The following is a 23108-nucleotide window of genomic DNA, read 5'->3' as shown; positions in this document are numbered from 1 at the left end:
TAATCATGGGTCTTGAAGAGAAGTTGCCCGCAGGGGTTGGACTCACCAGCATGGAGAACGTGCTCGGTCTGGCTCGAAAGCACTCACAGTTCCCGGTCACCATGGGACTAGCCTGCTGCGCCATCGAGATGATGGCCGGAGGAACGCCCCGGTTCGACATGGCAAGGTTTGGTCTTGAAGTCTTCCGTGCATCACCGCGTCATGCGGACTTGATGATCGTCTCGGGACGTGTCAGCCAGAAGATGGCGCCGGTTGTGCGCCGCGTCTATGACGCGATGCCCGAACCCAAGTGGGTTATCTCAATGGGTGCGTGCGCCTCTACCGGCGGGATGTTCAACAACTACGCCATTGTTCAAGGGTGCGATCACATAGTTCCGGTTGACGTCTATCTGCCCGGTTGCCCCCCGCGCCCCGAAGCGTTGATCCACGCGGTCTTGACGTTGCGCGAGCAGATCGGAAAAGAACCCCTGGGCGCCCACCGTGAAGAGATCGCGCGCAAAGCAGAGGCGGCTGCCCTGGCTGCTACCCCGACAAGTCAGATGAAAGGGCTTCTCGCATGAGTGAGTTGGATCGGCATAATGTCGGCCCAGATTCTGGAAAGGATCTGCAGCGGCCCGACAATCGTTTTGAAAGCCCCGAGGTGATCTCGGTTCGTCACGGCTCGTTTGGGGTTATCGACGATGGTGACACGACCGGATTTGGCGGCCTTGTCGAAACATTCTCTCTGCCCGGCGCCAGCCAGCGCCCCTACGGTGGGTGGTTTGACGAGGCCGTTGACGTCCTCGAAGAGCTGATTGTCGAGGCGGGGCTGAAGGTTGAGGACGTCATAGAAAAGGTCGTCGTCAACCAGGGAGACGAGCTAATCATCGGCGTCACCCGCGATCACCTCCGTTTCGTTGCAAAGCAGCTTCGCGACGACCAGGACTTGCGTTTCGAAATGTGTCTTGGTGTCTCCACGGTGAACTACCCCGGAGATAAGGGGCGTGAACTGCATGGGCTCTACCCGTTCCGTTCGTTTACGCACAAGCGCACCATCTATGTTGAGGTCGCGGTTTCCGAGGATGATCCACGCATCCCCTCGATCGTTGATATCTACCCGGGTAACGACTGGCACGAGCGTGAGGGATGGGATCTGATGGGTGTGATCTTTGAGGGACACCCCGGCCTTACCCGCATTGAAATGCCCCAGGACTGGGTCGGTCACCCGCAGAGGAAAGACTACCCACTTGGGGGTATTCCGATTGAGTACCGTGGGGCAACGATTCCCCCTGTCGATACACGGAGGTCATACAACTAATGAGCCAGCAAGCGAAGATTTTCGCGACGCCCGGCGGCGATGACCCCAGGCTCGAAGACTACCCGGATGTCATGGCCGCAGGCGGTGACTGGGAAGATGTCATAGAAGAGGTGCGTCGCATCTCCACGGAGCGCATCGTCCTCAACATGGGTCCTGTCCACCCGTCAACACACGGCGTTCTGCGCCTCATTCTTGAGTTGGACGGCGAGCAGGTCCGTGAAACAAGGGTCGATGTCGGCTTCTTGCACACGGGTATTGAGAAGAACATGGAGTTCCGCAACTGGACCCAGGGCACCACCTTCGTTACCAGGATGGACTACGTTGCGCCCTTCTTCCAAGAGGTTGCCTACTGCCTCGGTGTGGAGAAGCTGCTCGGTGTCACAGAGCAGATCCCGGAGCGAGCAACGCTGATTCGCGTACTCCTCATGGAGTTGAACCGTATTGGTTCACATATGATCGCCATCGGTACCGGCGGTAACGAGTTGGGCGCGACAACGATGATGACCATCGCATTCCGCGGCCGCGAAGAGATCCTCCGCATCTTTGAACGAATCACCGGTTTGCGAATGAACCACGGGTTTGTGCGTCCGGGCGGCGTCCCACTCGACATGCCTGAGGGAACCGTTGAGTACGTTCGTTCGCTCATGCCCAACGTACGACGCGATATTGGCGAGCTTCAAGATCTCACCCTCGCGAACCCGATCTTCAAGAAGCGCTTCATCGGTACGGGCTACCTGTCGATGTCCGCGATGATGGCTCTGGGCCTTACAGGTCCTTCGCTACGCGCGGGTGGCCTTGAGACAGACCTGCGTAAGGATGACCCCTACTGCGGCTACGAGAACTACGAGTTTGACGTGCCGACGTACGACTCCTCAGACGCGTACAACCGCACACTTGTTCGTTTTGATGAGTGCTACCAGTCCTTCCGCATCATCGACCAGGTTCTCAAGCGTCTCGATGAGACCGAGGGCGCGCCGGTGATGATCGCCGACAAGGAAATTGCCTGGCCGTCAAGCCTCTCGGTTGGCCCGGACGGTCAGGGCAACAGCCCGGAGCATATCGCCAAGATCATGGGACAGTCCATGGAGGCGTTGATCCACCACTTCAAACTGGTAACCGAAGGATTCAAGGTGCCAGCGGGACAGGTTTACCAGCAGGTGGAGCACCCGAAGGGCATACTCGGCACCCACCTTGTTTCAGCCGGTGGCACCCGCCCCTTCAGAGCTCACTTCCGAGACCCTTCTTTCTCAAACCTTCAGTCCTTGTCCATGGCGACCGAGGGCGGCCAGCTGGCCGACGTCGTTGTCTCCCTGGCCTCGTTCGACCCAGTAGCCGGAGGCGTTGACAGATGACCTATGCTCCCGAAACGAAGGCTCGGCTTGAGGCCGATGCCCGTGAGATTATTGCGCGCTACCCTGAAGGTCACGCACGCTCAGCCCTGCTTCCGATGCTTCACCTAGTGCAGTCGGAGGAAGGCTACGTGAGTCCCGATGGGATCGCGCTGTGTGCGGACGTCCTCGGCATGAGCCAACCGCAGATTTCAGCTGTCGCGACCTTCTACACCCAGTACAAGCGTCACCCCAACGGTGAGTACAACGTGGGTGTCTGCACCAACGCACTGTGTGGCGTGCTGGGCGGGGAGCAGATTTTCGATGAGCTCTCAAAGACCCTTGCCGTGGGCCACGATGAAACAACTGCCGACGGAAAGATCACGCTGGAACGCATCGAATGCAATGCTGCCTGCGACTTTGCCCCGGTAATCATGGTGAACTGGGAGTTCTTCGACAATCAAACCCCGGAATCCGCACAGGCGCTGGTCTCCGACCTGCAGGACGGCACCCCGGTTCATCCCACCCGCGGTCCAAACGTGATGCGGACCTTCAAAGAGAACGAACGTACACTGGCTGGCTTCCGCGACGGTCTCGCAAACCAGGGGCCCAGTGGCGGCAAACCTACCTTCCAGGGTCTTGACGTCGCAGCTGCCAACGACTGGCAGGAACCACAACCGGTGGACCCATTCGACTATGTCTGGCCGGCAGATACCGCAGAAGCGAAGGGAGATAAGTGATGGAGACCTTCACAGCCCCCGACCCCTTGACCCCGGCACTGACCAAGTACTGGGACACCGAGGAATCATGGACTCTGGCGACCGCGCTTCGCAATGGTGCCTACCAGGGTCTGAAGCGGGCCAAAGAGATGGCGCCCGCCGACATCACACAAGCCGTTAAGGACGCGGGAATCAGGGGCCGTGGTGGCGCTGGATTCCCCACCGGGTTGAAATGGTCTTTCCTTCCTCCCGATGATGGCAAGCCACGTTACCTGGTGGTCAACGCCGACGAATCTGAGCCGGGCACCTGCAAGGATATTCCGCTGATCATGGCGGACCCTCACCTGCTGGTTGAAGGTGTGGCCATCGCATCACGCGCGATCAACTGCCACCATGCTTTCATCTACCTGAGGGGCGAGGTCGTCCACGTCTACCGGCGTCTGCTGGAAGCCATCCATGAGGCTGAAGAAGCCGGGCTGCTCGACGGACTCAAAGTCACTGCCCACGCGGGTGCAGGAGCCTACATCTGCGGTGAAGAAACAGCACTGCTCGACTCCCTAGAGGGGCGGCGCGGACACCCTCGATTGAAGCCACCATTCCCGGCCGTCGCCGGTCTCTACGCCCGACCCAGCGTTGTCAACAACGTTGAGACCATCGCGGATGTCGCCCTCGTCTTCCGTCACTCCCCACAGTGGTACGCCTCAATGGGGACTGAGCGATCGAAGGGATGCGGCCTCTTCTCCGTTTCAGGACACGTAGAGAAGCCAGGCCAATACGAGGCACCTTTCGGTGTCACCATGCGGGAACTCCTCGGATACTCCGGTGGGATCCGCAAGGGGCACAAGTTGAAGTTCTGGACGCCAGGTGGATCATCAACCCCGCTGTTCACCGAAAAGGATCTCGATGTTCCCCTCGACTACGAGGGCGTTGCGGCGGCAGGCTCCATGCTTGGCACCCGCGCACTGCAGATGTTTGACGAAACAACATCGGTGGTGAGAACAATCCGTATGTGGACGGAGTTCTACCAGCACGAATCCTGTGGCAAGTGCACCCCCTGTCGTGAGGGTACCTACTGGCTCAAGCAGATCATGTTGCGTCTTGAGAGAGGTGAGGGACGCCCTGGCGACCTCGAACTACTTGACGACGTTGCAGGGAACATTGCGGGCCGCTCATTCTGTGCCCTCGGTGACGCTGCCGCTACCCCGGTCATGTCGGCTCTGAAGCTGTTCCGCGAGGAGTTCGAAGCCGGAATGACGACGCCCGCATGGGAACTCTTCCCCTATGAGCGTTCGACGATCTTTCCCCAGGGAGGTGCTCAGTGACTGAGAACAACATGGTGACGCTCACCATCGACGGTACCGAGGTTGAAGCTCCCGCGGGAACGCTGATTATTCGCGCTGCCGAGCAGGCTGGTATCCGCATTCCGCGCTTCTGTGACCACCCGCTCTTGAAGCCGGTCGCCGCATGCCGACAGTGTCTGGTCGACGTGGGAACCCCCGACCGTGATGGCAACTTGAGGATGATGCCGAAGCCTCAGCCGTCATGCGCCATCGAAGTCAGCCCCGGGATGGTTGTCAACACGCAGCACACCTCTGCGGTTGCGCTCAAGGCACAGACCGGCGTGATGGAGTTCCTGCTCATCAACCACCCCCTTGATTGCCCAATCTGCGATAAGGGCGGCGAATGCCCACTGCAGAACCAGGCAATGACCGAGGGCGAGCCGGATTCTCGCTTCCACGGTGCCAAGCGCGTTTACAAGAAGCCGATGCGGCTCACCACCCAGATTCTTTTGGATCGGGACCGCTGCATCCTCTGCCAGCGTTGCGTCAGGTTTGCCAAAGAGATCCCCGGGGATGCTTTCCTCGATCTCCAGGGTCGCGGTGGGGGCTCCTCGCCAGAGGATCACCACCACTTCATGGGTGAGCAGGTCGGTACCTTTGACGCCGAAGTTCTTGACTTCTTCGTCGAGGGCGTCGCAGGCCCGGAACGTACCGACATTTCCGGCCCCTACGGGCGCGAAGGCATCATTTCTTCCGTTTACTCGGGTCCTGAAAAGAAGTCTGACAAGGACATGGCGGGGCGCACCTTTGCCTCGTACTTCTCGGGAAACATCATTCAGATCTGCCCGGTCGGTGCGCTGACATCGGCAACCTATCGGTTCCGTGCCCGCCCCTTCGACCTCGTCTCAACGCCTTCGGTCGCCGAGCACGATGCTTCCGGAAGCGCGGTACGCATTGACGTTCGTCGCGCGGAGGTGACCAGGAAGCTCTCCGGGAATGATCCCCAGGTCAACGAGGAGTGGATTACCGACAAAGACCGGTTCGCGTTCCCCTGGTACAAACAACAGGATCGCCTCAGCCTTCCCCTTGTACGCGAAGACGGAAAACTCGTTAGCACCTCTTGGTCTGATGCGCTTGACCGCGCCGCCAAGGGCCTCGCAAAAGCCGCTAAGGGGAACGGTGTCGGCTTGCTCCCCGGGGGACGTAGCGCATTTGAGGATGCCTGGGCATGGTCAAAGTTTGCTCGGGTGGTCCTCGGTACCAACAACGTGGACTCGCGTTGGCGCAGACAGAGTGACGAGGAACTGGGCTTCCTCGGAGCCCACGTCGCGGGACGCGGCCTCGGCGTTACATACGAGGACGTCCAGAAGAGCGGGACCGCACTCCTTGTGGCCTTCGAGGCCGAGGACGAATGTGGCTCGCTGTTCCTGCGTTTGCGTAAGGGGCTGAGCGCCGGAACGGTGAAGGTCGCAACCATCGCTCCACTACTGTCACGCGGAAGCGAAAAGTTGGACGCGCAGCTTATTGCAGCTCGCCCAGGTGACGAAGTAGCGGCCGTTGATGCGATCGCGGAAGATGGCGCACACGCGGACCTGTTCAAAGGACTTGCCGACGGCGGTGTCATCCTGGTGGGTGAACGCGCCGCGCAGACTCCCGGGCTCTTTGCGGCACTTGAACGCCTCTGCTCACGCACGGGAGCCAAGATTGCATGGGTTCCTCGCAGAAGCGGCGACAGGGGATCGGTTGATGCCGGTCTGCTACCCAACCTGCTGCCCTTCGGGCGCCCCGTGGCAGATGCTGAAGCCAGGGATTCACTTGGCTGGGGCGCGCTACCAGCGGCCGAAGGATTGACCGCGACGCAGATGCTTAAGGCTGGAGCCGAAGGTCGCTTAGACGCCCTCGTCATCGGTGGAATCGATCTGCGCGACTGGGAAGACCCGGCCGCAGCGCGCGATGCCATTGAGAAGACGAGCTTTGTTGTGGCTCTGGAGGTTCGCAATACGGAAGTGACTTCCCTAGCGGATGTTGTCTTCCCGGTCGCGCCTCCCGTCGAGAAGAACGGCACGTTTATCAACTGGGAAGGTCGCCTACGTCCCTTCGGCCAGTCGATTGCATCGCGCACCATGCCTGATCGTGAAGTTCTCGGCATGCTTGCCAGCGAACTTGGAATTGATCTTGGTGTTGAGAGCCTCAACCACGTGTATGCGGAGGTCAACCCTCTCATGTCGTGGCGCGGAGCTAGGACGAAGACGGAGGCGGATCCGGAGTCAGGATCTGCAGCTGTGCCAGATGACAAGTTTGTTCTCGCCTCCCATAAGGTGATGGTCGGCCTCGGCCGCATGCTCGATGGTGCTGACGACCTCAGGCTCAGCGCACGCCGAGTCGTCGCCCTGGTATCGAAGAAGTCTCTGGAGTCACTGGCTATCGCCGGCGATTCCCAGGTTGAGATTTCCGGTCCCAGAGGCACCTTGACGGTCCCTATTGAGGCGGCTGAAGTTGCCGACGGGACAGTTTGGCTTCCCGAATGCTCCACTGGTGAGGGAATCAACCAGGACCTGGCTCCGGCCGGCGGCCACGTGACAATTACTCCTGCAAGAGAGGTGGCCCAGTGATGAGCGGGCTGACGATCACAGCACTTGGGACTTCCACGGCAGGGCTTCTCCCGGCCTGGGGCGTCCCTGAATACACGGTTGCTGACTTTTCAGATACGACCTGGTGGCTGGTTCTGATTAAGGCAATCTTCATTGTCCTCTTCTTGATCCTCTCCGTCATCATGGCGCTGTGGGTTGAGAGGCGGGCGCTTGGCCGGATGCAGACCCGACACGGCCCCAACGTCGCGGGTCCTCTAGGTTTGCTTCAGGCTATTGCCGATGCCGGAAAGATGCTCTTCAAGGAAGAGATCTGGACGAAACGAAGCGACAAGTTCCTCTACTTCTTGGCACCCGTCATCATGGCGTTCGCTGCCTTCTCCGTCCTGGCAGTGATTCCGTTTGGGCCCAATGTCAACATGTTTGGCCACTCCACGCCGTTGATGGTTACGGACATGCCCGTTGCCACTCTTTACATCCTGGCGATCACATCACTCGGCGTCTACGGGGTCGTCCTCGGCGGTTGGTCAGCACGCTCAACACTCCCGCTTTACGGCGCAGTGCGGTCTTCAGCCCAGATGGTGTCATACGAACTCTCCATGGGAATGGCGCTGGTCTCCGTGTTCCTCATGGCGGGGACAATGTCCACGTCAGAGATCGTTGCCTCGCAGGGAAGTGTTTGGTGGGCCTTCGCCCTCGCACCAGCATTCGTCATCTATCTGATCTCTATGGTGGGTGAAGTCAACCGTCTCCCATTCGACCTCCCAGAGGCCGAGGGCGAGCTGGTGGCCGGGCATATGACCGAGTACTCGTCGATGAAGTTCGGCTGGTACTACCTGGCTGAGTACATCAACATGCTCAATGTTTCAGCGGTCGCAGCAACCATGTTCCTTGGCGGATGGCACGCACCGTGGCCTTTCAGCCACATCGCACCACTCAATGACGGCTGGTGGGGAATGTTCTGGCTGATCTTCAAGATCTGGGTGCTGATGTTTGCAATGATCTGGACTCGTGGAACGCTGCTTCGTCTGCGCTACGACCAGTTCATGAACCTGGGTTGGAAGGGCCTCATTCCAGTCGCCCTTGTCTGGATCGTTCTGGTTGCCGTCATGCGTGGCGTGCAGACCTGGGTTTCTGGATCCTGGTTGGTCCTATTTACGGTCATGCTTGCGGTTGTCATCCTGGTGGCAGTTGTGGTCTATCTGGTTGCTACACCTTCAGACCAGGGTGAAGAAGAAGGAGTTGACCCGGATGCTCCCTTCGACGCCTTCCTGGGTGGCTATCCGGCACCGCCTGTCTTGGGTCAGAAGCTGCCGCCCTCGCCTCGGGCAGGTCGCGCAAAAGTGGCCGTGACTGCCGTTGCTGAAACGGATGAAACTATTCCCGCAATTGAGGAGGATAGCAATGACTGACGATCCGAAGCAGATGCGCTACGAGAGGGACCCGAAAGGCCCCATCGGTGAGTTCTTCGCGCCGGTTGCAGGATACGGCGTGACATTTTCATCAATGTTCCGGCCGATGGTCACCGAGCAGTACCCGTTCGAAGCGCCACATGTCCAACCTAGGTTCCATGGGCGTCACAACCTCAACATCTATCCGGATGGGCTTGAGAAGTGCATCGGCTGCGAGCTGTGCGCATGGGCATGCCCGGCTGATGCAATCCTGGTTGAGGCCGCGTCCAACACACCGGATGCACAGTTCTCTCCAGGGGAGCGGTTTGGGCGCGTCTACCAAATCAACTACCTGCGATGCATCTTTTGCGGGTTCTGCATCGACGCGTGTCCGACCAGGGCGCTAACAATGGGCAACGATTTTGAGTTGGCCGAGTACGAGCGCATCTCCGACATCTATGACAAAGACATGCTGCTCGCAAAGCTTCCCGAAGGCGCTCTGGCGGCCCCCCACCCAATGGTTGAGGGGACAAGCGACATCGACTACTACGAGGGTGAAATCACCGGACCGACCCAAGCACAGATTGACTGGGTCAAGCAAAACCGTCCCGATGATCCCTCTCTGGCGACGGCGCGACCAGTACCGGCGCGCGCTGAAGCACCAGCAAAGAAGGAGGCCAACTGATGTCTCTGCTGCCCATGGGGGCGTGGCCCCAAATGAGCGGGACGGGGGAGGCGGTCCTCTTCTGGATTGTCGGATCACTGATGGTGTGTGGGGCACTCGGGGTGCTGCTCTTCCGTAAGGCCGCCTACGCCGTCCTCAGCATGGTCGTGGTCATGGTGGGAATGGCCATCCTCTTCTTCGCGCTTGAAGCCCCATTCAATGCTTCCGTGCAGGTAATCGTCTATACGGGCGCGATCCTGATGCTCTTCCTATTCGTCATCATGATGATTGGTCTGGGTGCAACGGACGGATACCTTGAACAGAGACGTGGGTTCATCTGGGCGGGCGTGCTGTTTGGTGGGGCCCTAGCGGTTCTTCTGGTTTCCGCGGTTGTAATCTCAACTGTTCCCGGGCCCGGCCAGATAGCGGATGACCCGTACTCAAACGTTCCCGTTACCGCTCTTGCCGTGAATCTGTTCCAAGAACACTGGCTGACCATTCAGGTGGTGGCGGCACTGCTCATTACCGCTGCAGTCGGCGCGGTTTTGCTGACGCACAGCGACAATCTGGGACCGAAGCTGTCACAGCGATCGGTCGCTAAGGCACGGATGATGCTTTACAAGAAGGCTGGTCGACATGTCGGGCAGATGCCGCCGCCCGGTGTTTGGGCTACGGGCAACGCTGTAGACAACCCAGCAATCGCCGGTGACACGCTGGAAGTTTCCGAAGAATCAATCCCACGTGTGCTGCGTCTGCGTGGACTTGAGAAGCCCATGGGCCAAGTAAGTCCCCAGGTGGCAGAAGCCTTGCGGCTGGCAAGAACGGATGATCGTTCGGTGAGCCCGTGGGGTGGCAAGGTTGAGGTCAAGCAGTCCAAGGCGTGGGGTATGCGCGGTGACGGAGCTCCGACCGGCATGATGCAGATGCACTCTGAGGACACCGCTACAGAGGAAACGGAGGAGGCAAAGTGAGTCTCGCATTTTACATCGCGCTAGCCGGGATCCTGTTTTCCATCGGCGCTGTTACCGTCGTCGTGCGTAAATCGGTGATCATTTCACTGCTTGGAGTTGAGCTGATGCTCAACTCAGCAAGCCTTGTCTTCATAACCTTCTCACGAGTCCTGGGTGACTATTCCGGACAGGTCATGGCATTCTTCGTGATGATCGTGGCCGCGGCAGAAGTGGTGGTGGGACTCTCGATCGTTGTGGCGATATTCAAGAGTCGAGCCACAACCGACCTCGACCAGAACGTCGCACTGAGGAAGTAGTGGAGAGATGAATTCTATGCTCGCGGCCGTAGCCGCCGTACTTCCCGCCTCTGATGCCTGGGTCGGGCCCGTCGCAACACAGGAAGCCACAGGCCCCGCAGCCTTTGCATCGTTGCTGTTCGTTGTTCCGTTGGCGGTGGCTGCCTTCCTACTGCTCGGGGGCAATCGCACCAACAAGTGGGGCCATTGGGTTGCGGTTGCTGCCTCGTGGTTCTCCTTCGCTCTGGGTGTAGCAATCCTCATTCAGATGATGGGTCTTCCCGCGTCAGACCGTCGCTTCACACAGACGCTCTTCACGTGGATTCCAGCGGGAGACTTCCAGGTTGACTTCGGTCTGCTGGTTGACCCACTGTCAATGACTTTTGTCATGCTGGTGACCCTGGTTGGTTCCCTGATTCTGGTCTACTCGGTGGGATACATGGAGCATGATCCCGCACGACGCCGCTTCTTCGCATACCTGGTGCTCTTCATCGCTTCCATGTTGGTGCTGGTCCTGGCCAACAACTACACGGCCATGTTCCTCGGTTGGGAAGGTGTAGGTCTTTCCTCATACCTGCTAATCGGGTTCTGGAACCAGGTGCCATCCAACGCCTCTGCGGCCAACAAAGCATTCATCATGAACCGTATCGGTGACGTGGGCTTCTTGATCGCTATGATGGCGATGGTTGCGGCGTTCAACTCAACGACATTTGATGATGTCAACGCTGGTGTCGCTGGTGCGAGCCAGGGCACGGCAACGGTAATCGGCATCTTCCTGCTGGTCGCCGCCTGTGCGAAGTCCGCCCAGTTCCCCCTTCAGGCTTGGCTTGGAGACGCGATGGCGGGCCCCACCCCGGTTTCCGCCCTCATCCACGCTGCAACCATGGTGACTGCCGGTGTCTACCTCATCGTTCGTTCGGGCACCATCTTCATCTACGCTCCAATCGCGATGGCGTGCGTTGCGGTGGTCGGCCTGATAACACTGATCCTTGGGGCCCTGATCGGTTCGTTCAAGGACGACATTAAGAAGGCCCTGGCTGCATCCACAATGTCCCAGTTGGGCTACATGATGCTGGGCGCTGGACTCGGTCCGATTGGCTGGGCCTTCGCAATCTTCCACCTGCTAACCCACGGCTTCTTCAAGTCGCTCCTGTTCCTTGGTGCAGGTTCCGTCATGCACGGCATGAACGACCAGGTCAACATGCGTCGCTTCGGTGGCTTGCGCAAGTTCATGGTGGTTACCTGGATAACGTTCATGATGGGTTGGCTGGCAATCCTTGGCGTCCCACCATTCTCAGGATACTGGTCAAAGGACCACATCATCGAAGCCGCATTCTCCACGTCGACCTTCGCCGGTGCGGATGCACCGTGGGCCGCGTGGGTATTTGGATCCGTGGCCGTCCTCGGCGCAGCAATGACCGCCTTCTACATGTCACGAATGTTCTTCATGACGTTCTCCGGCAAGGCCCGGTGGACATCTGATGTCGATGGCGGTGCAGTGCACCCGCACGAATCGAAGCCGATAATGACTGTTCCAATGATCATCTTGGCGGTATTCGCAGTCGGCCTCGGCGGGGTCCTCTCCATCAATGATGTCTTCACTACCTGGCTGACTCCGGCCATTGGTCCGGTAGATCACGCTGAGCCCGTGCTGAGTGCTATCTGGATCCAGATCATCACACTGGTACTCGTGTTGATCGCTGCGGCCTTCGCCTGGGTCAAGTTTGGTAAAGAAGCAGTACCGAAGGCCGCGCCTTACGGCAACGCATTCAGTCGCGCGGCGCGCAATGACTTCTACCAGGACGAGATCAATGAGGTTATTGCAGTGGCACCCACCACTGCCGCCGTCGAAGGCGTCACCGCAGTTGATCGGTACGGCATTGATGGGGGCATCAATGGGCTGGGACGACTCAGTGTTTGGACCGGTAAAGTCATCGCTTGGACCGAGACCGGGTACCTGCGTTCCTACGCCGGTTACATGCTTGGTGGCGTCGTTGTAATAGTTGCGATCGTCCTAGGATTCAGGCTCTAGGGCCGGAGGAGAATCGTGGAAAGTTTGAATCTCATTCCCGCTGCTACGCAGATGTTTGCATCGGCGGTTGCCACACCCTCGACAGGGCCCTGGCTAACACTGCTGGTGGTCTTGCCGGCGCTCGTTGCCCTGGTGATCTGGTTGGTCCCCGCCGCTCGCGCCAAAGGTCGCGTCATCGCTCTGGGTGCTTCAGTGCTTGAACTGATCGCCTTCGTGGTTATTGCGTTCACATTCGATTGGGCAGCTTCCTCAACGACTCAACTCCTTGAGTCATACGAATGGATCCCACCCCTGGGAATCACCTGGTCTCTGGGAGTTAACGCCCTCGGACTTGTGATGCTGCTCCTGACGGGACTCCTGGTGCCGCTGGTCCTAATTGCTGCTAAGAACGAGGACGACGACGAGGTACGTGGTGGAGGCTATGCGGCCCTGATCATGGCCCTGTATGCATTCATTGTCATCATCTTTGCCTCTTACGACCTCGTCCTCTTCTACATCGCTTTTGAAGCCATGCTGATCCCTGTGTTCTTCATGATTTCGCGCTACGGAACCGGTGAGAACCGCCGTCGAGCTGCCATGAAGTTCCTGCTCTACTCGCTAGCGGGTGGCCTGGTCATGCTGGGTGGAATCGTTGTGATTGGCGCCCTCGGGATGGGCGGAACCAGCACTCTGTTCCGCTACGACTTCCTGCAGCAGACCCTGCCGACTCTCTCGGTGGGATGGCAGATGGCAATCTTCCTTCCCCTCTTCATTGCATTTGCAATCAAGGCCCCAATGGTGCCGGTTCACACCTGGCTGCCCGACACGGCTGCGGAAGCACGACCTGGGACATCCACTCTGCTGGTGGGTATCCTCGACAAAATCGGCACCTACGGCATGATCATCATGGCGGTGTCCTTCCTTCCGGGTGCAACCGCAATGGTGCGCCCCACAATCCTTGTCCTTGCAGTGATTTCCATTATTTGGGGCGGGCTTGCGGCGAATGGCCAGAAGGATCTCATGAGGCTGGTGTCGTTCACCTCGGTGTCCCACTTCGGCTTCATCGTCCTCGGCATCTTCATTGGCTCAGACCTGGCACTGACCGGTGCAATGTTCTACATGGTTGCTCACGGCCTGTCGATCGCCGCACTATTCCTGATTTCAGGGTTCCTGGTGCAGCGTGGGGGCAGTGCACAGATCTCTTCCTACGGCGGTCTCCAACGTGTGACACCGGTGCTGGCTGGAACCTGGCTTTTTGCGGGGCTCGCCTCGATTGCACTGCCTGGTCTGTCCGGGTTCGTCCCCGAGTACATGGTGCTCATGGGGACCTACAAGGTCTCGGTACCGTTGGCACTCTTTGCCGTCACCGGCGTTATCTTGGCAGCCATGTACATCCTCTTGCCGTATCAGAAGATGTTCACGGGTCCAATCAATCCTCAGCGCGCAGGGCTGGCCGACTTGGACGGGCGCGAGAAGTTGGTAGTCTCGCCGCTGATCGTTGGAATGGTCGTCCTAGGCATCTGGTCTGCACCACTCGTTGGGTCGCTACAGCAGATTTCAGAGAACTTGGAACCCAACATTACGTTTGTGTCTGAGACGGCACCCGAGGTGACGGGTAGCCCCGCCCTGGGGATCATCTCGCCCTCTTCCACCGCTGACCTCAATGAAGGGAATGCACAGTGAACTTGCTGATCCCAATGGAGCCTACTTTCACTGCGCCCCAGATCGATTGGGTGCCGCTTGTGCCGGTCATTATCGTTCTGGGTGGCGCGGTTATCGGGGTCCTCATCGAGGCCTTTGCGTCGGTCAAGCACCGCAGAGTCATCAACATTGTCTGGTCACTGTTGGTTGTGGCAGCCGCGTTTGTTACGTCAGTTGCGGAGTGGCTGCGCGCTAGCACCGACCCGACTGTGGTTGGGGAGTACGTAGACGATACGTGGACCGTTGCAATGCAGGTCATCATCACGCTGATTGGTTTCTTGGCGCTGCTGGTGCTTGCTGATCGCTCAGAACTTCGTGATGGGGCCTTCGCGGCCCAACCTTCAGATCGACCCGGCTCTGGTGAAGAGGCGCTGAGCCTCGCCAAGCACTACCAGCGCAGTGAGTTCTTCCCCCTGGTGCTCTTCAGCATTGGTGGCATGATGCTGTTCCCGGCAACGGACTCGCTGCTGACTATGTTCGTAGCGTTGGAAGTCATGTCGCTACCGCTTTACATCCTGGTGGCATCTGCCCGTAGGCGTCGCGACCTGTCGCAGGAAGCCGCGATCAAGTACTTCATCCTGGGTTCGTTTGCATCTGCGTTCTTCCTCATGGGTTCGGCTCTTCTGTACGGATTCTCCGGTGGGTCACTCCGTCTTGGAGCCATTGCCGCAGCCGTGCCGACGGTTGCAGGAATGGACATGATCCTCCTTATTGGTGTGTTCATGGTGATGGTTGGCCTACTGTTCAAAGTTGCTGCCTTCCCATTCCATGAGTGGACTCCGGACGTCTACACCGGTGCTCCCACTCCAGTCACAGGTTTCATGGCTGCAGGTGTCAAGGTGGCTGCCTTCGGCGCACTCGTGCGTTTCTATTTCTCGGTTGCGGGTCACCTCAAATGGGATTTCGCGCTGGTCTTTGCAGTGCTCGCGGCGGCAACCGTTATCTTCGGTACCTTTGGCGGCCTAGTACAGAAGAACATCAAGCGTCTTCTTGCCTACTCGTCGGTAGCCCACGCGGGTTTCGTCCTCATCGGCGTACTCGCATTGGTCCAAGGTTCCGCGGGTGCAGTTGCTTTCTACCTCCTGACATACGGCATCGCCACGGTGGGGGCTTTCGGCATCGTCGGCCTGGTTCGCGTCAAGTCTGCTGATGGTGCAATCGGTGGTGAAGCTAATCTGGTTTCCCAATGGGCGGGCCTCGGTAAGAGGTCACCCTTCCTCGCCTTCTCGATGCTGATCTTCCTGCTGTCCTTTGCGGGTATTCCGCTTACCTCTGGTTTCATTGGAAAATTTGTTGTTTTCTCCGCTGGTATACAGGGCGGCCTCGGATGGCTTGTTGGCATCAGCCTTGCGGCCTCCGTGGTTACGGCTGCGGTTTACTTCCGTGTCGTCCAGGTGATGTTCTTCCGTGAGCCGGCCGAGGGCGTGGCCGTGGTGCGTTCCGCGGGTCTTGCAGAGGTAGCCATCGGGGTTACCGCGGTTCTTACCGTGCTATTGGGAATCTTTCCGGCCCCTGTGCTCGATCTGCTCAACCAGATTACGATCCTGATTCCATGATCGCGTCCCTTGATTCTGCTTCGGATGGGGAGTTGGAACTTGCAGTTCAGGAGGGCCTTGACGAGGTCGAGGTTCTCCTGAGCCAATCCGTTTCGACCGAACGGGATCTTGTCGAAGATCTGACCCGGCACCTTGCTGTTGCAGGCGGTAAACGGTTGCGTCCGATGCTGACACTTGTGTGTAGTCACCTTGGTGCTCCGCACAGAGCGCAGTCAGAGTCTGTGCTCAAGGCAGCAACCGGAGTTGAACTCACCCATTTGGCCTCGCTCTACCACGACGACGTCATGGACTCTGCCCCCTCGCGTCGGGGGGTTGACTCCGCACAAATGATTTGGGGAAACAACCGGGCGATCCTCGCTGGCGACCTGCTCTTTGCGCGTGCTTCATCAATAATGGCGGCCCTCGGTGAGGAAACCATTCTCTATAACGTACACACGTTTGAGAGGCTGTGCCTTGGCCAACTGAACGAGTCCTTTGGGCCGCCCGAAGGGGTCGACCCGGTCGAGTTCTACCTGCAGGTGCTCGCGGACAAGACAGGCTCACTAGTGTCAGCTGCTGCGTATTTCGGCGCGCTCCACGCGGGGGCGGGACCGGAGATCTCACGGAGTGTTCGAGACTTTGGTGAGTATGTGGGAGTCGCGTTCCAGCTGGCCGATGACGTCCTCGACATCGTTTCCCCATCCGAGGTGACCGGGAAGACCCCGGGAACCGACCTTCGCGAGGGCGTGGACACCATGCCGGTGCTACTCCTGAGGCAAGATCTTGCCAGTGGCGTCCTCGACGAGGACGGGAAGGTCATACTCGAACTACTTGATGGCAACTTACAGTCTGATGAGGAACTGAGCCGGGTCGTTACCCTACTGGGACAGCACGACGTCATTGAGAGAACCCGTGGTCTTGCAAAGGAATGGACGAAGCGTGCGCTTGACGCCCTCGACCCGCTACCTGAGTCAGAGGCAAAAGAGGCGTTGGTCGCGTTCGCGGTGCTCATGGTGGATCGGGCTGCCTGAAGCCAGCTAGGATTGGGGCCAGTTTCGTTAGCCTGAGTAAGAGAAGAAAATCCGTGTCCGGTAGTTTGAAAGTGGCCGTTATCGGCGCGGGTCCCGCTGGGATCTACGCATCCGATATTCTCGCCAAGTCTGATCTAGATGTCTCCATCGACCTGTTTGAGCGCCTTCCCGCTCCCTACGGTCTTGTTCGGTACGGGGTCGCCCCCGATCACCCGCGCATCAAACAAATCATTGTTGCACTTTTCCGTATTCTTCAGCGCGGCGATATTCGTCTCTTCGCAAATGTCGAGGTCGGAAGGGATATCTCCGTAGAGGAGCTGCGTCAGCGCTACGACGCCATCATCATTGCCACGGGTGCCGACCGTGACGCCAAGCTAGATATCGAGGGCGTGGACCTCCCACAGTCTTACGGTGCGGCCGACTTTGTCTCCTGGTACGACGGTCACCCCGACTATCCGCGCACCTGGCCCCTAGAAGCACGTCAAGTGGCGGTCATCGGCGTTGGAAATGTTGCTTTGGACGTGGCGCGAGTCCTCACCAAGCATCTTCCCGAGATGATCACCACGGATGTTCCTTCAAACGTGGCAGCTCAGTTGGCTGCAAACCCCGTTGAGGAAGTTCATGTCTTCGGGCGGCGTGGTCCCGCGCAGGTCAAGTTCACTCCGCTTGAATTGCGTGAGCTGGGGCATGTCTCGGACGTCGACATCATCGTGTCTGAAGAAGACTTTGATTTTGATGAGGGCTCACAGCGGACCCTGAAGTCATCAAACCAGCAACGCCAGGTAGTAAAGACACTCACCTCCTATGCTTCTCGGGATCCGGAAGACCACAAGGCGTCGAGGCGGATCTACCTGCACATGTTTGAGGCGCCGGAAGAAATCTTGGCTGACGAGGCCGGAAATGTCCGGGCACTTGTCACACAGCGCACGGAACTTACCGGGGATGGAACTGTTGAGGGGACCGGGGCCCTGACGGAATGGCCCGTTCAAGCCGTATATCGGGCGGTGGGCTATTTCTCTTCGCCGATTCCAGGAGTGCCCTTCGATAGTCTCAGAGGTGTCGTCCCTAACATTGCGGGCCGCGTTGTGGAGGCAACCGGAGACGGCGCTGCGGTGGACGGCCTCTACGCAACGGGTTGGATTAAGCGTGGACCGGTTGGCCTCATTGGATCAACTAAGTCAGATGCACAAGAGACCATCGCAAACCTGGTGGCCGACGCTGAAGCGGGTGTCTTGCGCGCACCAACTGCCGGCCCTGTTGAAGATCTGCTAGAGGCCCGCGGTGTGTCATTCACTGACTGGCAGGGGTGGGAGCTGCTTGATGCCTACGAGCAGCAGCTGGGATCGCAGTGGGGTCCTCTCCCCAGCGGTGGTACGAGAGAACGCGTCAAGGTGATTTCCAGAAAGAAGATGATGGAGATCGCTGCCGGGGAAGATGTTGAGTCCCTCGGTCTTGCTTCGGGTGAAGACTGGGCGGCTGACCCGTTTGTGGGTGAGCCGGGTGAGCTCGGCAGCCCGACGGCGCCGCAGCGGTTTGAAGACTTCACGGGGCCAAACTCATAGGGAGAGCTAGGCTATAGGCCATGAACCGTCGCCTATCGAACACAACGAAGACCGTTGGTCTGTTTGCCCTGATGTGGGCGATCTTGCTGGCCCTCGGTGCTGCAATTTCAGCCGGGACCAACGATTCTTTGTGGCTGTGGATCTTCGCCGGGATGGGAGTGATCTCAACATTCGTCACCTACTGGAACTCGGCGACTCTTGCGCTCAAGCAGATGAACGCCTATCCCGTCACTCGGGAGGCCGCGCCGGGACTTTACGCGATTGTTGAAGACCTGACATCCAGGGCCGGAATGCCGATGCCATCCATTTGGATTGCTCCGACGCAGAACCCGAACGCATTTGCGACGGGACGCAATCCGCAGAATGCCGCAGTCTGCTGTACGGAAGGCATACTGCAGGTTCTTAACGAAAGGGAGCTACGGGGCGTCCTCGGACATGAGCTCATGCACGTGTATAACCGCGACATCCTCACGTCCTCGGTCGCTGCTGCGATGGCGGGACTGATCACGAGTCTCGCACAGTGGGCACTTCTTTTTGGTGGCCGTGACCGCGACCGGGGGGCAGGTTTTCCAGCAATCATTGCCGCACTGGCTGCGCCGATGATTGCATCGATCGTCCAGTTGGGTATTTCGCGATCCAGGGAGTATGACGCGGACGAGGACGGGGCGCTACTAACGAACGATCCGGTCGGACTGGCCATGGCTTTGAATAAAATCGACAACCTGGGCCGCCAGGCTCCGATGGAGAGAACTCCGGACCGTGAGAGCGCCTCTGCCATGATGATTGCCAATCCTTTCCGTGGCAAGGACATGACGAAGCTGTTCTCGACGCACCCTCCTATGGAGGATCGGATTGCCCGGCTCCATGCAATGCAAGAAGAGATGAACCAACAGTAAGGAAATGCCAGTGGCTGACTCATCATTTGACGTTGTCTCGAAGATAGATGCGCAAGAGGTTGACAACGCGGTCAACCAGGCGGTCAAGGAGGTGTCCACCCGCTATGACTTCCGTGGAGTGGACGCATCCCTGAAGCAGGTCGGGGAGACGATCGTTGTGGAGGCGAACTCTGCAGAGAGGGCCATGGCGGTCATTGATGTCTTGCAGTCGAAGCTTGTTCGCCGTGGTGTGTCGCTGAAAGTGCTTGACTTGACGGATCGTGAGCCGCAGATAGCCGGGAAGATCTACCGGTTGGTTGTCCCTTTGAAGGAGGGGATTGATCAACCCACCGCGAAGAAGATAACGAAGCTGATCCGTGATGAGGGGCCAAAGGGAGTACGAGCTCAGATCCAGGGTGATGAGGTTCGGGTTTCTTCTAAGTCTCGCAATGACCTGCAGGACGTGATTGCACTGCTCAAAGGGGCGGATCTGGATGTTGCCCTGCAGTTTGTGAACTATCGCTAGTCATGCGTTAGTAATGCTCCTAGAGGGGCTCGGATGAGGTGCGAGAGATCACGCGCTACCTCCGGGATGGAGTGGAAGATTGGGCCCAAAAGCTGGTAATCTTTCACGGCACCCACTTGAGGGTGCAAGGCGGATTGCCCGAGTGGCCAAAGGGAGCTGACTGTAAATCAGCCGCGGAATGCTTCGGGGGTTCAAATCCCTCATCCGCCACAGTAGGAAAGCCCGGAACCTAACGGAACCGGGCTTTTCCGTTGCCCGGCCCGGGGTTTTGGTGGGGATGCGGCCATTATTGGTGTCTAAACTCCGGGGTTTGGGCGTGTCGTTAGGGTTGCCACTTGCCTGCCCATCCTTTTCTGGCCCAGAGTCCGTCTTCGGTGGTGATGCCGGTGTCGTACTGTTTGGGGCCGCCCCCGAGCGTAACGGTGCGCGCTTGGCGTAACGGTGCGCGTTTGGCTTGAATAACGGCGTAATGATGCGCGAAATCGCGCCAAACTCGCACCGTTATCCAAGACTGCGCCAAACTCGCACCGTTATCCAAGACTGCGCCAAACTCGCACCGTTATCCAAGACTGCGCCAAACGCGCACAATTATTCTGGGGATGTCGGCCAGAACGTGGTGTCTTAGACGGTGTGGACGCGGGCATTGAGGGGTGTCAAGCGCCTGTTAGTTTTGCGTGGAGAGCGACTTTGAAATTGCGTGTTTTGCGTGCTTGTTTGTTGTTTCCATGTCTCAGCTGAGGTTTGGACGATACGGAGCCGACTACGCCATAGCGAGCCGACTAGGCCTAGTTCGAGTCAATAAAACAGCGTTATTCGACCAGGCTGGCTCGCTAAGGCGTAGCGGGCTCTGCAAGCCCTGGTCGGCTCGCTGGGCCTAGCTGGCTCGCTATGGCGTAGCGGGCTCTGCACAGCCCACTGGCTCTGCAAGCCCTGCTGACTCCGCACGGCCGGAATCTAGTGAGCATCGGCAGGTTATCCCAAGGCCTGCAAGGTGGTTCTAGTTTGCTACGCACAGTGGTTTTAGTTTGCCGCGCACGGTGGTTCCCGTCCGTTTCATTGAAGCTGGGCGATCCAGCCCCCACAGAAGTATGATTCGCGCCATAATGAGACTGCTAGCCGAAGACACCGACGTCTTTGGGAGGACAACTGGAGGGCAACCATCATGGCTGAACTAGCTGCGCAAGCAATTGTGGATGCAGTAGGGGGACCAGAGAACATCGAGAGCCTGACGCACTGTGCCACGCGTCTGCGTTTTCAACTGGTCAACTCAGAACTTGTAGATTCCGCAGCACTAGATAACATTGACGTGGTCATGGGATCGGTTCCCCAAGCCGGGAATCGCTACCAAGTCATAATCGGCGGTGGTGTAGCCACCGTGTTCCAACAGATCAACAATCTTCCAGCTATGGGAACCACCGCTGCCAAGTCGGCTGACGATGTGAAGGCCGAAGCGCGTTCGAAAGGTCCCCGCGGCAAGCACGCGTGGATGGACGGGTTCTTTGAATACTTGGCAGACAGCTTCAGGCCCATCTTGGGCGTGCTGCTGGGAGCCTCGCTAATTATCGCTTTTGCCGCGGTGATGGACGCTTTCGGAGTCCAAGACTTCCGTGCTGAGGTGAAGCCGGCAGGCTGGCAGTTCCTAGACACAATGTGGCGCTCGGTCTTCTACTTCCTACCAATCATGGTGGCCTACAACGCTGCGAAGAAGCTCAACGTCGACCCTTGGCTAGGTGCGGCGATCATGGGCGCGCTGATGACGCCCGAGTTCATCAACCTTTCTTCACGTGATGACATCACCTGTGTTACCAACGAGGCCCTGGGAACTCAGTCTTGCCGTGCGGATATCTTCGGGATTCCGCTTCTGCTGTCAGACTACGGCGGAAATGTGTTCGTCCCATTGATGATGGCGGCACTCCTCGCAGTCGTCTATCACGGCATCAAGAAGGTTGTTCCTGAGAGCCTTCAGTTAGTGTTCCTCCCCTTCCTTTCAATGATCATCATGATCCCGATCACAGGGTTCATCTTGGGCCCGCTCGGTGTGTGGCTCGGTGGGATCCTGGGTACGGGACTCGCGTGGTTGAACACAACTGCACCAATTCTGTTTGCGGTGCTTATCCCAATGCTCTACCCATTCCTGGTGCCTCTTGGCCTGCACTGGCCACTGAACGCCCTCATGCTGATGAACATAGACACGTTGGGATACGACTTCATCCAGGGCCCCATGGGCGCTTGGAACTTCGCTTGCTTTGGGGCAACCGCCGGGGTTCTATTCATCGCTGCGCGTGAGCGTGACGCTCAGATGAGACAAACTTCAACAGGCGCCCTGATTGCCGGACTCTTTGGTGGGATCTCAGAGCCTTCTCTCTACGGCATTCACCTGCGGTTCGCGCGGATCTATCCGCGCATGCTTGTCGGCTGTTTCCTAGGCGGTCTCACGATTGGTGTGGGGTCGATGTTGCTCGGAACTGCGGGGGTCACAGCCAGTGCATTCGCGTTCACTTCGCTTCTCACCATCCCGCTCTTCTCCCCGATGTCCCTGTACGTCATCGCGATTGCCGTTGCCTTCTGCACCGCAATGGCATTGGTTGTCATTACCGACTACCGCACGCCGGAACAGAAGGCCGAAGCCTTGGCGCGCATTGCTAAGCAGAAGGCCGAGGGCGGTCCGCATGTGGACATCCTTGAGGAGGAAGAGGCCCAGGACGGATTCGAAACACCAGCCCAGCAGGCGGGTATCACTGCTGCGGACGCAGAACCGTTCCTCGAAGCCGGAGCTGTTGCAACCGCAGTCAAGGAGCGGCCGAGGACGCAGGCTCCCGGGATGGTACCGGGTACCGTGACAGTCCTGTCTAGCCCATTGCAGGGAAAGGTTGTCCCGTTGAAGGATGTTCCGGATCCAGGATTTGCCTCGGGAGCGGTTGGTGCGGGTGTGGCCATCGATCCCAGCGAGGGTCGGCTGGTTGCTCCCGGAGACGCCAAGGTGATCATGACTTTCCCAACTGGCCACGCAGTGGGTTTGAAGATGGACAGCGGTGTTGAACTATTGGTTCATATCGGCATAGATACAGTCAATATGGAAGGGTCCGGTTTCAAGGTCTTGGTGTCGAAGGGTGACATCGTCAGTGAAGGGGATCCTTTGGTTGAGTTTGATATCGCTGCAATCAAAGCTGCGGGGTATTCACCAATAACACCCGTCTTGGTGACCAACCATAAGAAGTTTGGTTCGATTGATGCGCGAGCAGATGGCGATGCGACATTCGGCTCACCGCTTCTGAAGGTCGCGGCAAAGGGCAACCAATAGCACTCAAGCGATTAGGTGTTGTGACGTCGTTGCAGCCTTTGGGTTGGGGTCAG

18 protein-coding genes and 1 tRNA gene are annotated in these 23108 nt (G+C 58.4%); all 19 read left to right on the top strand.

Annotated features, from left to right (window positions below; translation table 11 throughout):
- The first annotated feature begins 5 nt into the window (after positions 1–5).
- The 19 genes from IDL90_RS03515 (at position 6) to IDL90_RS03425 (ending at position 23055) form a co-directional block, all read left to right on the top strand.
- Entirely contained in the window at positions 6–560 is a 555-nt protein-coding gene (locus IDL90_RS03515; RefSeq protein WP_182141869.1) for an NADH-quinone oxidoreductase subunit B, read from the top strand.
- On the top strand, positions 557–1297 hold the full coding sequence (locus IDL90_RS03510; RefSeq protein ID WP_182141870.1) for an NADH-quinone oxidoreductase subunit C: 741 nt from the start codon (positions 557–559) through the stop codon (positions 1295–1297). The genes IDL90_RS03515 and IDL90_RS03510 overlap by 4 nt, the downstream gene beginning before the upstream one ends.
- Positions 1297–2649, top strand: coding sequence for an NADH-quinone oxidoreductase subunit D (locus IDL90_RS03505; protein WP_182141871.1), 1353 nt, complete (start codon positions 1297–1299; stop codon positions 2647–2649). The genes IDL90_RS03510 and IDL90_RS03505 overlap by 1 nt, the downstream gene beginning before the upstream one ends.
- Positions 2646–3365 carry an NADH-quinone oxidoreductase subunit NuoE gene (gene nuoE / locus IDL90_RS03500; protein WP_187994374.1) on the top strand — a complete coding sequence of 240 codons (720 nt, stop codon included), beginning with the start codon at positions 2646–2648 and terminating at the stop codon, positions 3363–3365. Before IDL90_RS03505 ends, nuoE begins: the two co-directional genes overlap by 4 nt.
- Positions 3365–4666, top strand: a complete 1302-nt coding sequence (gene nuoF, locus IDL90_RS03495; RefSeq protein ID WP_182141873.1) for an NADH-quinone oxidoreductase subunit NuoF — start codon at positions 3365–3367, stop codon at positions 4664–4666. Before nuoE ends, nuoF begins: the two co-directional genes overlap by 1 nt.
- A gap of 11 nt (positions 4667–4677) precedes the next feature.
- Positions 4678–7236: an NADH-quinone oxidoreductase subunit G gene (locus IDL90_RS03490; RefSeq protein WP_187994671.1), complete on the top strand. Its 2559-nt coding sequence runs from the start codon at positions 4678–4680 to the stop codon at positions 7234–7236.
- Positions 7236–8624 (top strand): NADH-quinone oxidoreductase subunit NuoH, encoded by a 1389-nt coding sequence (gene nuoH / locus IDL90_RS03485; RefSeq protein WP_187994373.1) that lies wholly within the window; start codon positions 7236–7238, stop codon positions 8622–8624. The genes IDL90_RS03490 and nuoH overlap by 1 nt, the downstream gene beginning before the upstream one ends.
- Positions 8617–9288 (top strand): NADH-quinone oxidoreductase subunit NuoI, encoded by a 672-nt coding sequence (gene nuoI, locus IDL90_RS03480; RefSeq protein ID WP_187994372.1) that lies wholly within the window; start codon positions 8617–8619, stop codon positions 9286–9288. Before nuoH ends, nuoI begins: the two co-directional genes overlap by 8 nt.
- Positions 9288–10238 (top strand): NADH-quinone oxidoreductase subunit J, encoded by a 951-nt coding sequence (locus IDL90_RS03475; protein WP_187994371.1) that lies wholly within the window; start codon positions 9288–9290, stop codon positions 10236–10238. The genes nuoI and IDL90_RS03475 overlap by 1 nt, the downstream gene beginning before the upstream one ends.
- Complete coding sequence (nuoK, locus tag IDL90_RS03470) at positions 10235–10534, top strand: NADH-quinone oxidoreductase subunit NuoK (protein ID WP_182141877.1); 300 nt, start codon at positions 10235–10237, stop codon at positions 10532–10534. Before IDL90_RS03475 ends, nuoK begins: the two co-directional genes overlap by 4 nt.
- 16 nt (positions 10535–10550) lie before the next feature.
- Positions 10551–12545, top strand: a complete 1995-nt coding sequence (gene nuoL, locus IDL90_RS03465) for an NADH-quinone oxidoreductase subunit L (RefSeq protein WP_259349597.1) — start codon at positions 10551–10553, stop codon at positions 12543–12545.
- A gap of 51 nt (positions 12546–12596) precedes the next feature.
- The gene (locus IDL90_RS03460) at positions 12597–14207 is read left to right on the top strand and encodes a NuoM family protein (protein ID WP_182142603.1); all 1611 of its coding nucleotides are present in this window, start codon (positions 12597–12599) and stop codon (positions 14205–14207) included.
- Positions 14208–14221: 14 nt separating this feature from the next.
- Positions 14222–15781 carry an NADH-quinone oxidoreductase subunit NuoN gene (gene nuoN, locus IDL90_RS03455; protein WP_187994670.1) on the top strand — a complete coding sequence of 520 codons (1560 nt, stop codon included), beginning with the start codon at positions 14222–14224 and terminating at the stop codon, positions 15779–15781.
- The gene (locus IDL90_RS03450; protein ID WP_182141879.1) at positions 15778–16791 is read left to right on the top strand and encodes a polyprenyl synthetase family protein; all 1014 of its coding nucleotides are present in this window, start codon (positions 15778–15780) and stop codon (positions 16789–16791) included. Before nuoN ends, IDL90_RS03450 begins: the two co-directional genes overlap by 4 nt.
- A gap of 53 nt (positions 16792–16844) precedes the next feature.
- On the top strand, positions 16845–18353 hold the full coding sequence (locus tag IDL90_RS03445; RefSeq protein WP_187994370.1) for an FAD-dependent oxidoreductase: 1509 nt from the start codon (positions 16845–16847) through the stop codon (positions 18351–18353).
- 20 nt (positions 18354–18373) lie between these two features.
- The gene (locus tag IDL90_RS03440; RefSeq protein ID WP_262509017.1) at positions 18374–19249 is read left to right on the top strand and encodes a M48 family metalloprotease; all 876 of its coding nucleotides are present in this window, start codon (positions 18374–18376) and stop codon (positions 19247–19249) included.
- Between the two features lie 10 nt (positions 19250–19259).
- Positions 19260–19754 carry a YajQ family cyclic di-GMP-binding protein gene (locus IDL90_RS03435; RefSeq protein ID WP_182141881.1) on the top strand — a complete coding sequence of 165 codons (495 nt, stop codon included), beginning with the start codon at positions 19260–19262 and terminating at the stop codon, positions 19752–19754.
- A 128-nt stretch (positions 19755–19882) separates the two neighbouring features.
- Positions 19883–19964 (top strand) — tRNA-Tyr (locus tag IDL90_RS03430).
- Positions 19965–20916: 952 nt separating this feature from the next.
- On the top strand, positions 20917–23055 hold the full coding sequence (locus IDL90_RS03425) for a glucose PTS transporter subunit IIA (RefSeq protein WP_187994369.1): 2139 nt from the start codon (positions 20917–20919) through the stop codon (positions 23053–23055).
- Positions 23056–23108: the final 53 nt, after the last annotated feature.

This window comes from Schaalia sp. JY-X159, assembly GCF_014525425.1.
Taxonomy (GTDB): Bacteria; Actinomycetota; Actinomycetes; order Actinomycetales; family Actinomycetaceae; genus Scrofimicrobium.
This window is presented reverse-complemented; position numbering and strand designations above follow the sequence as displayed.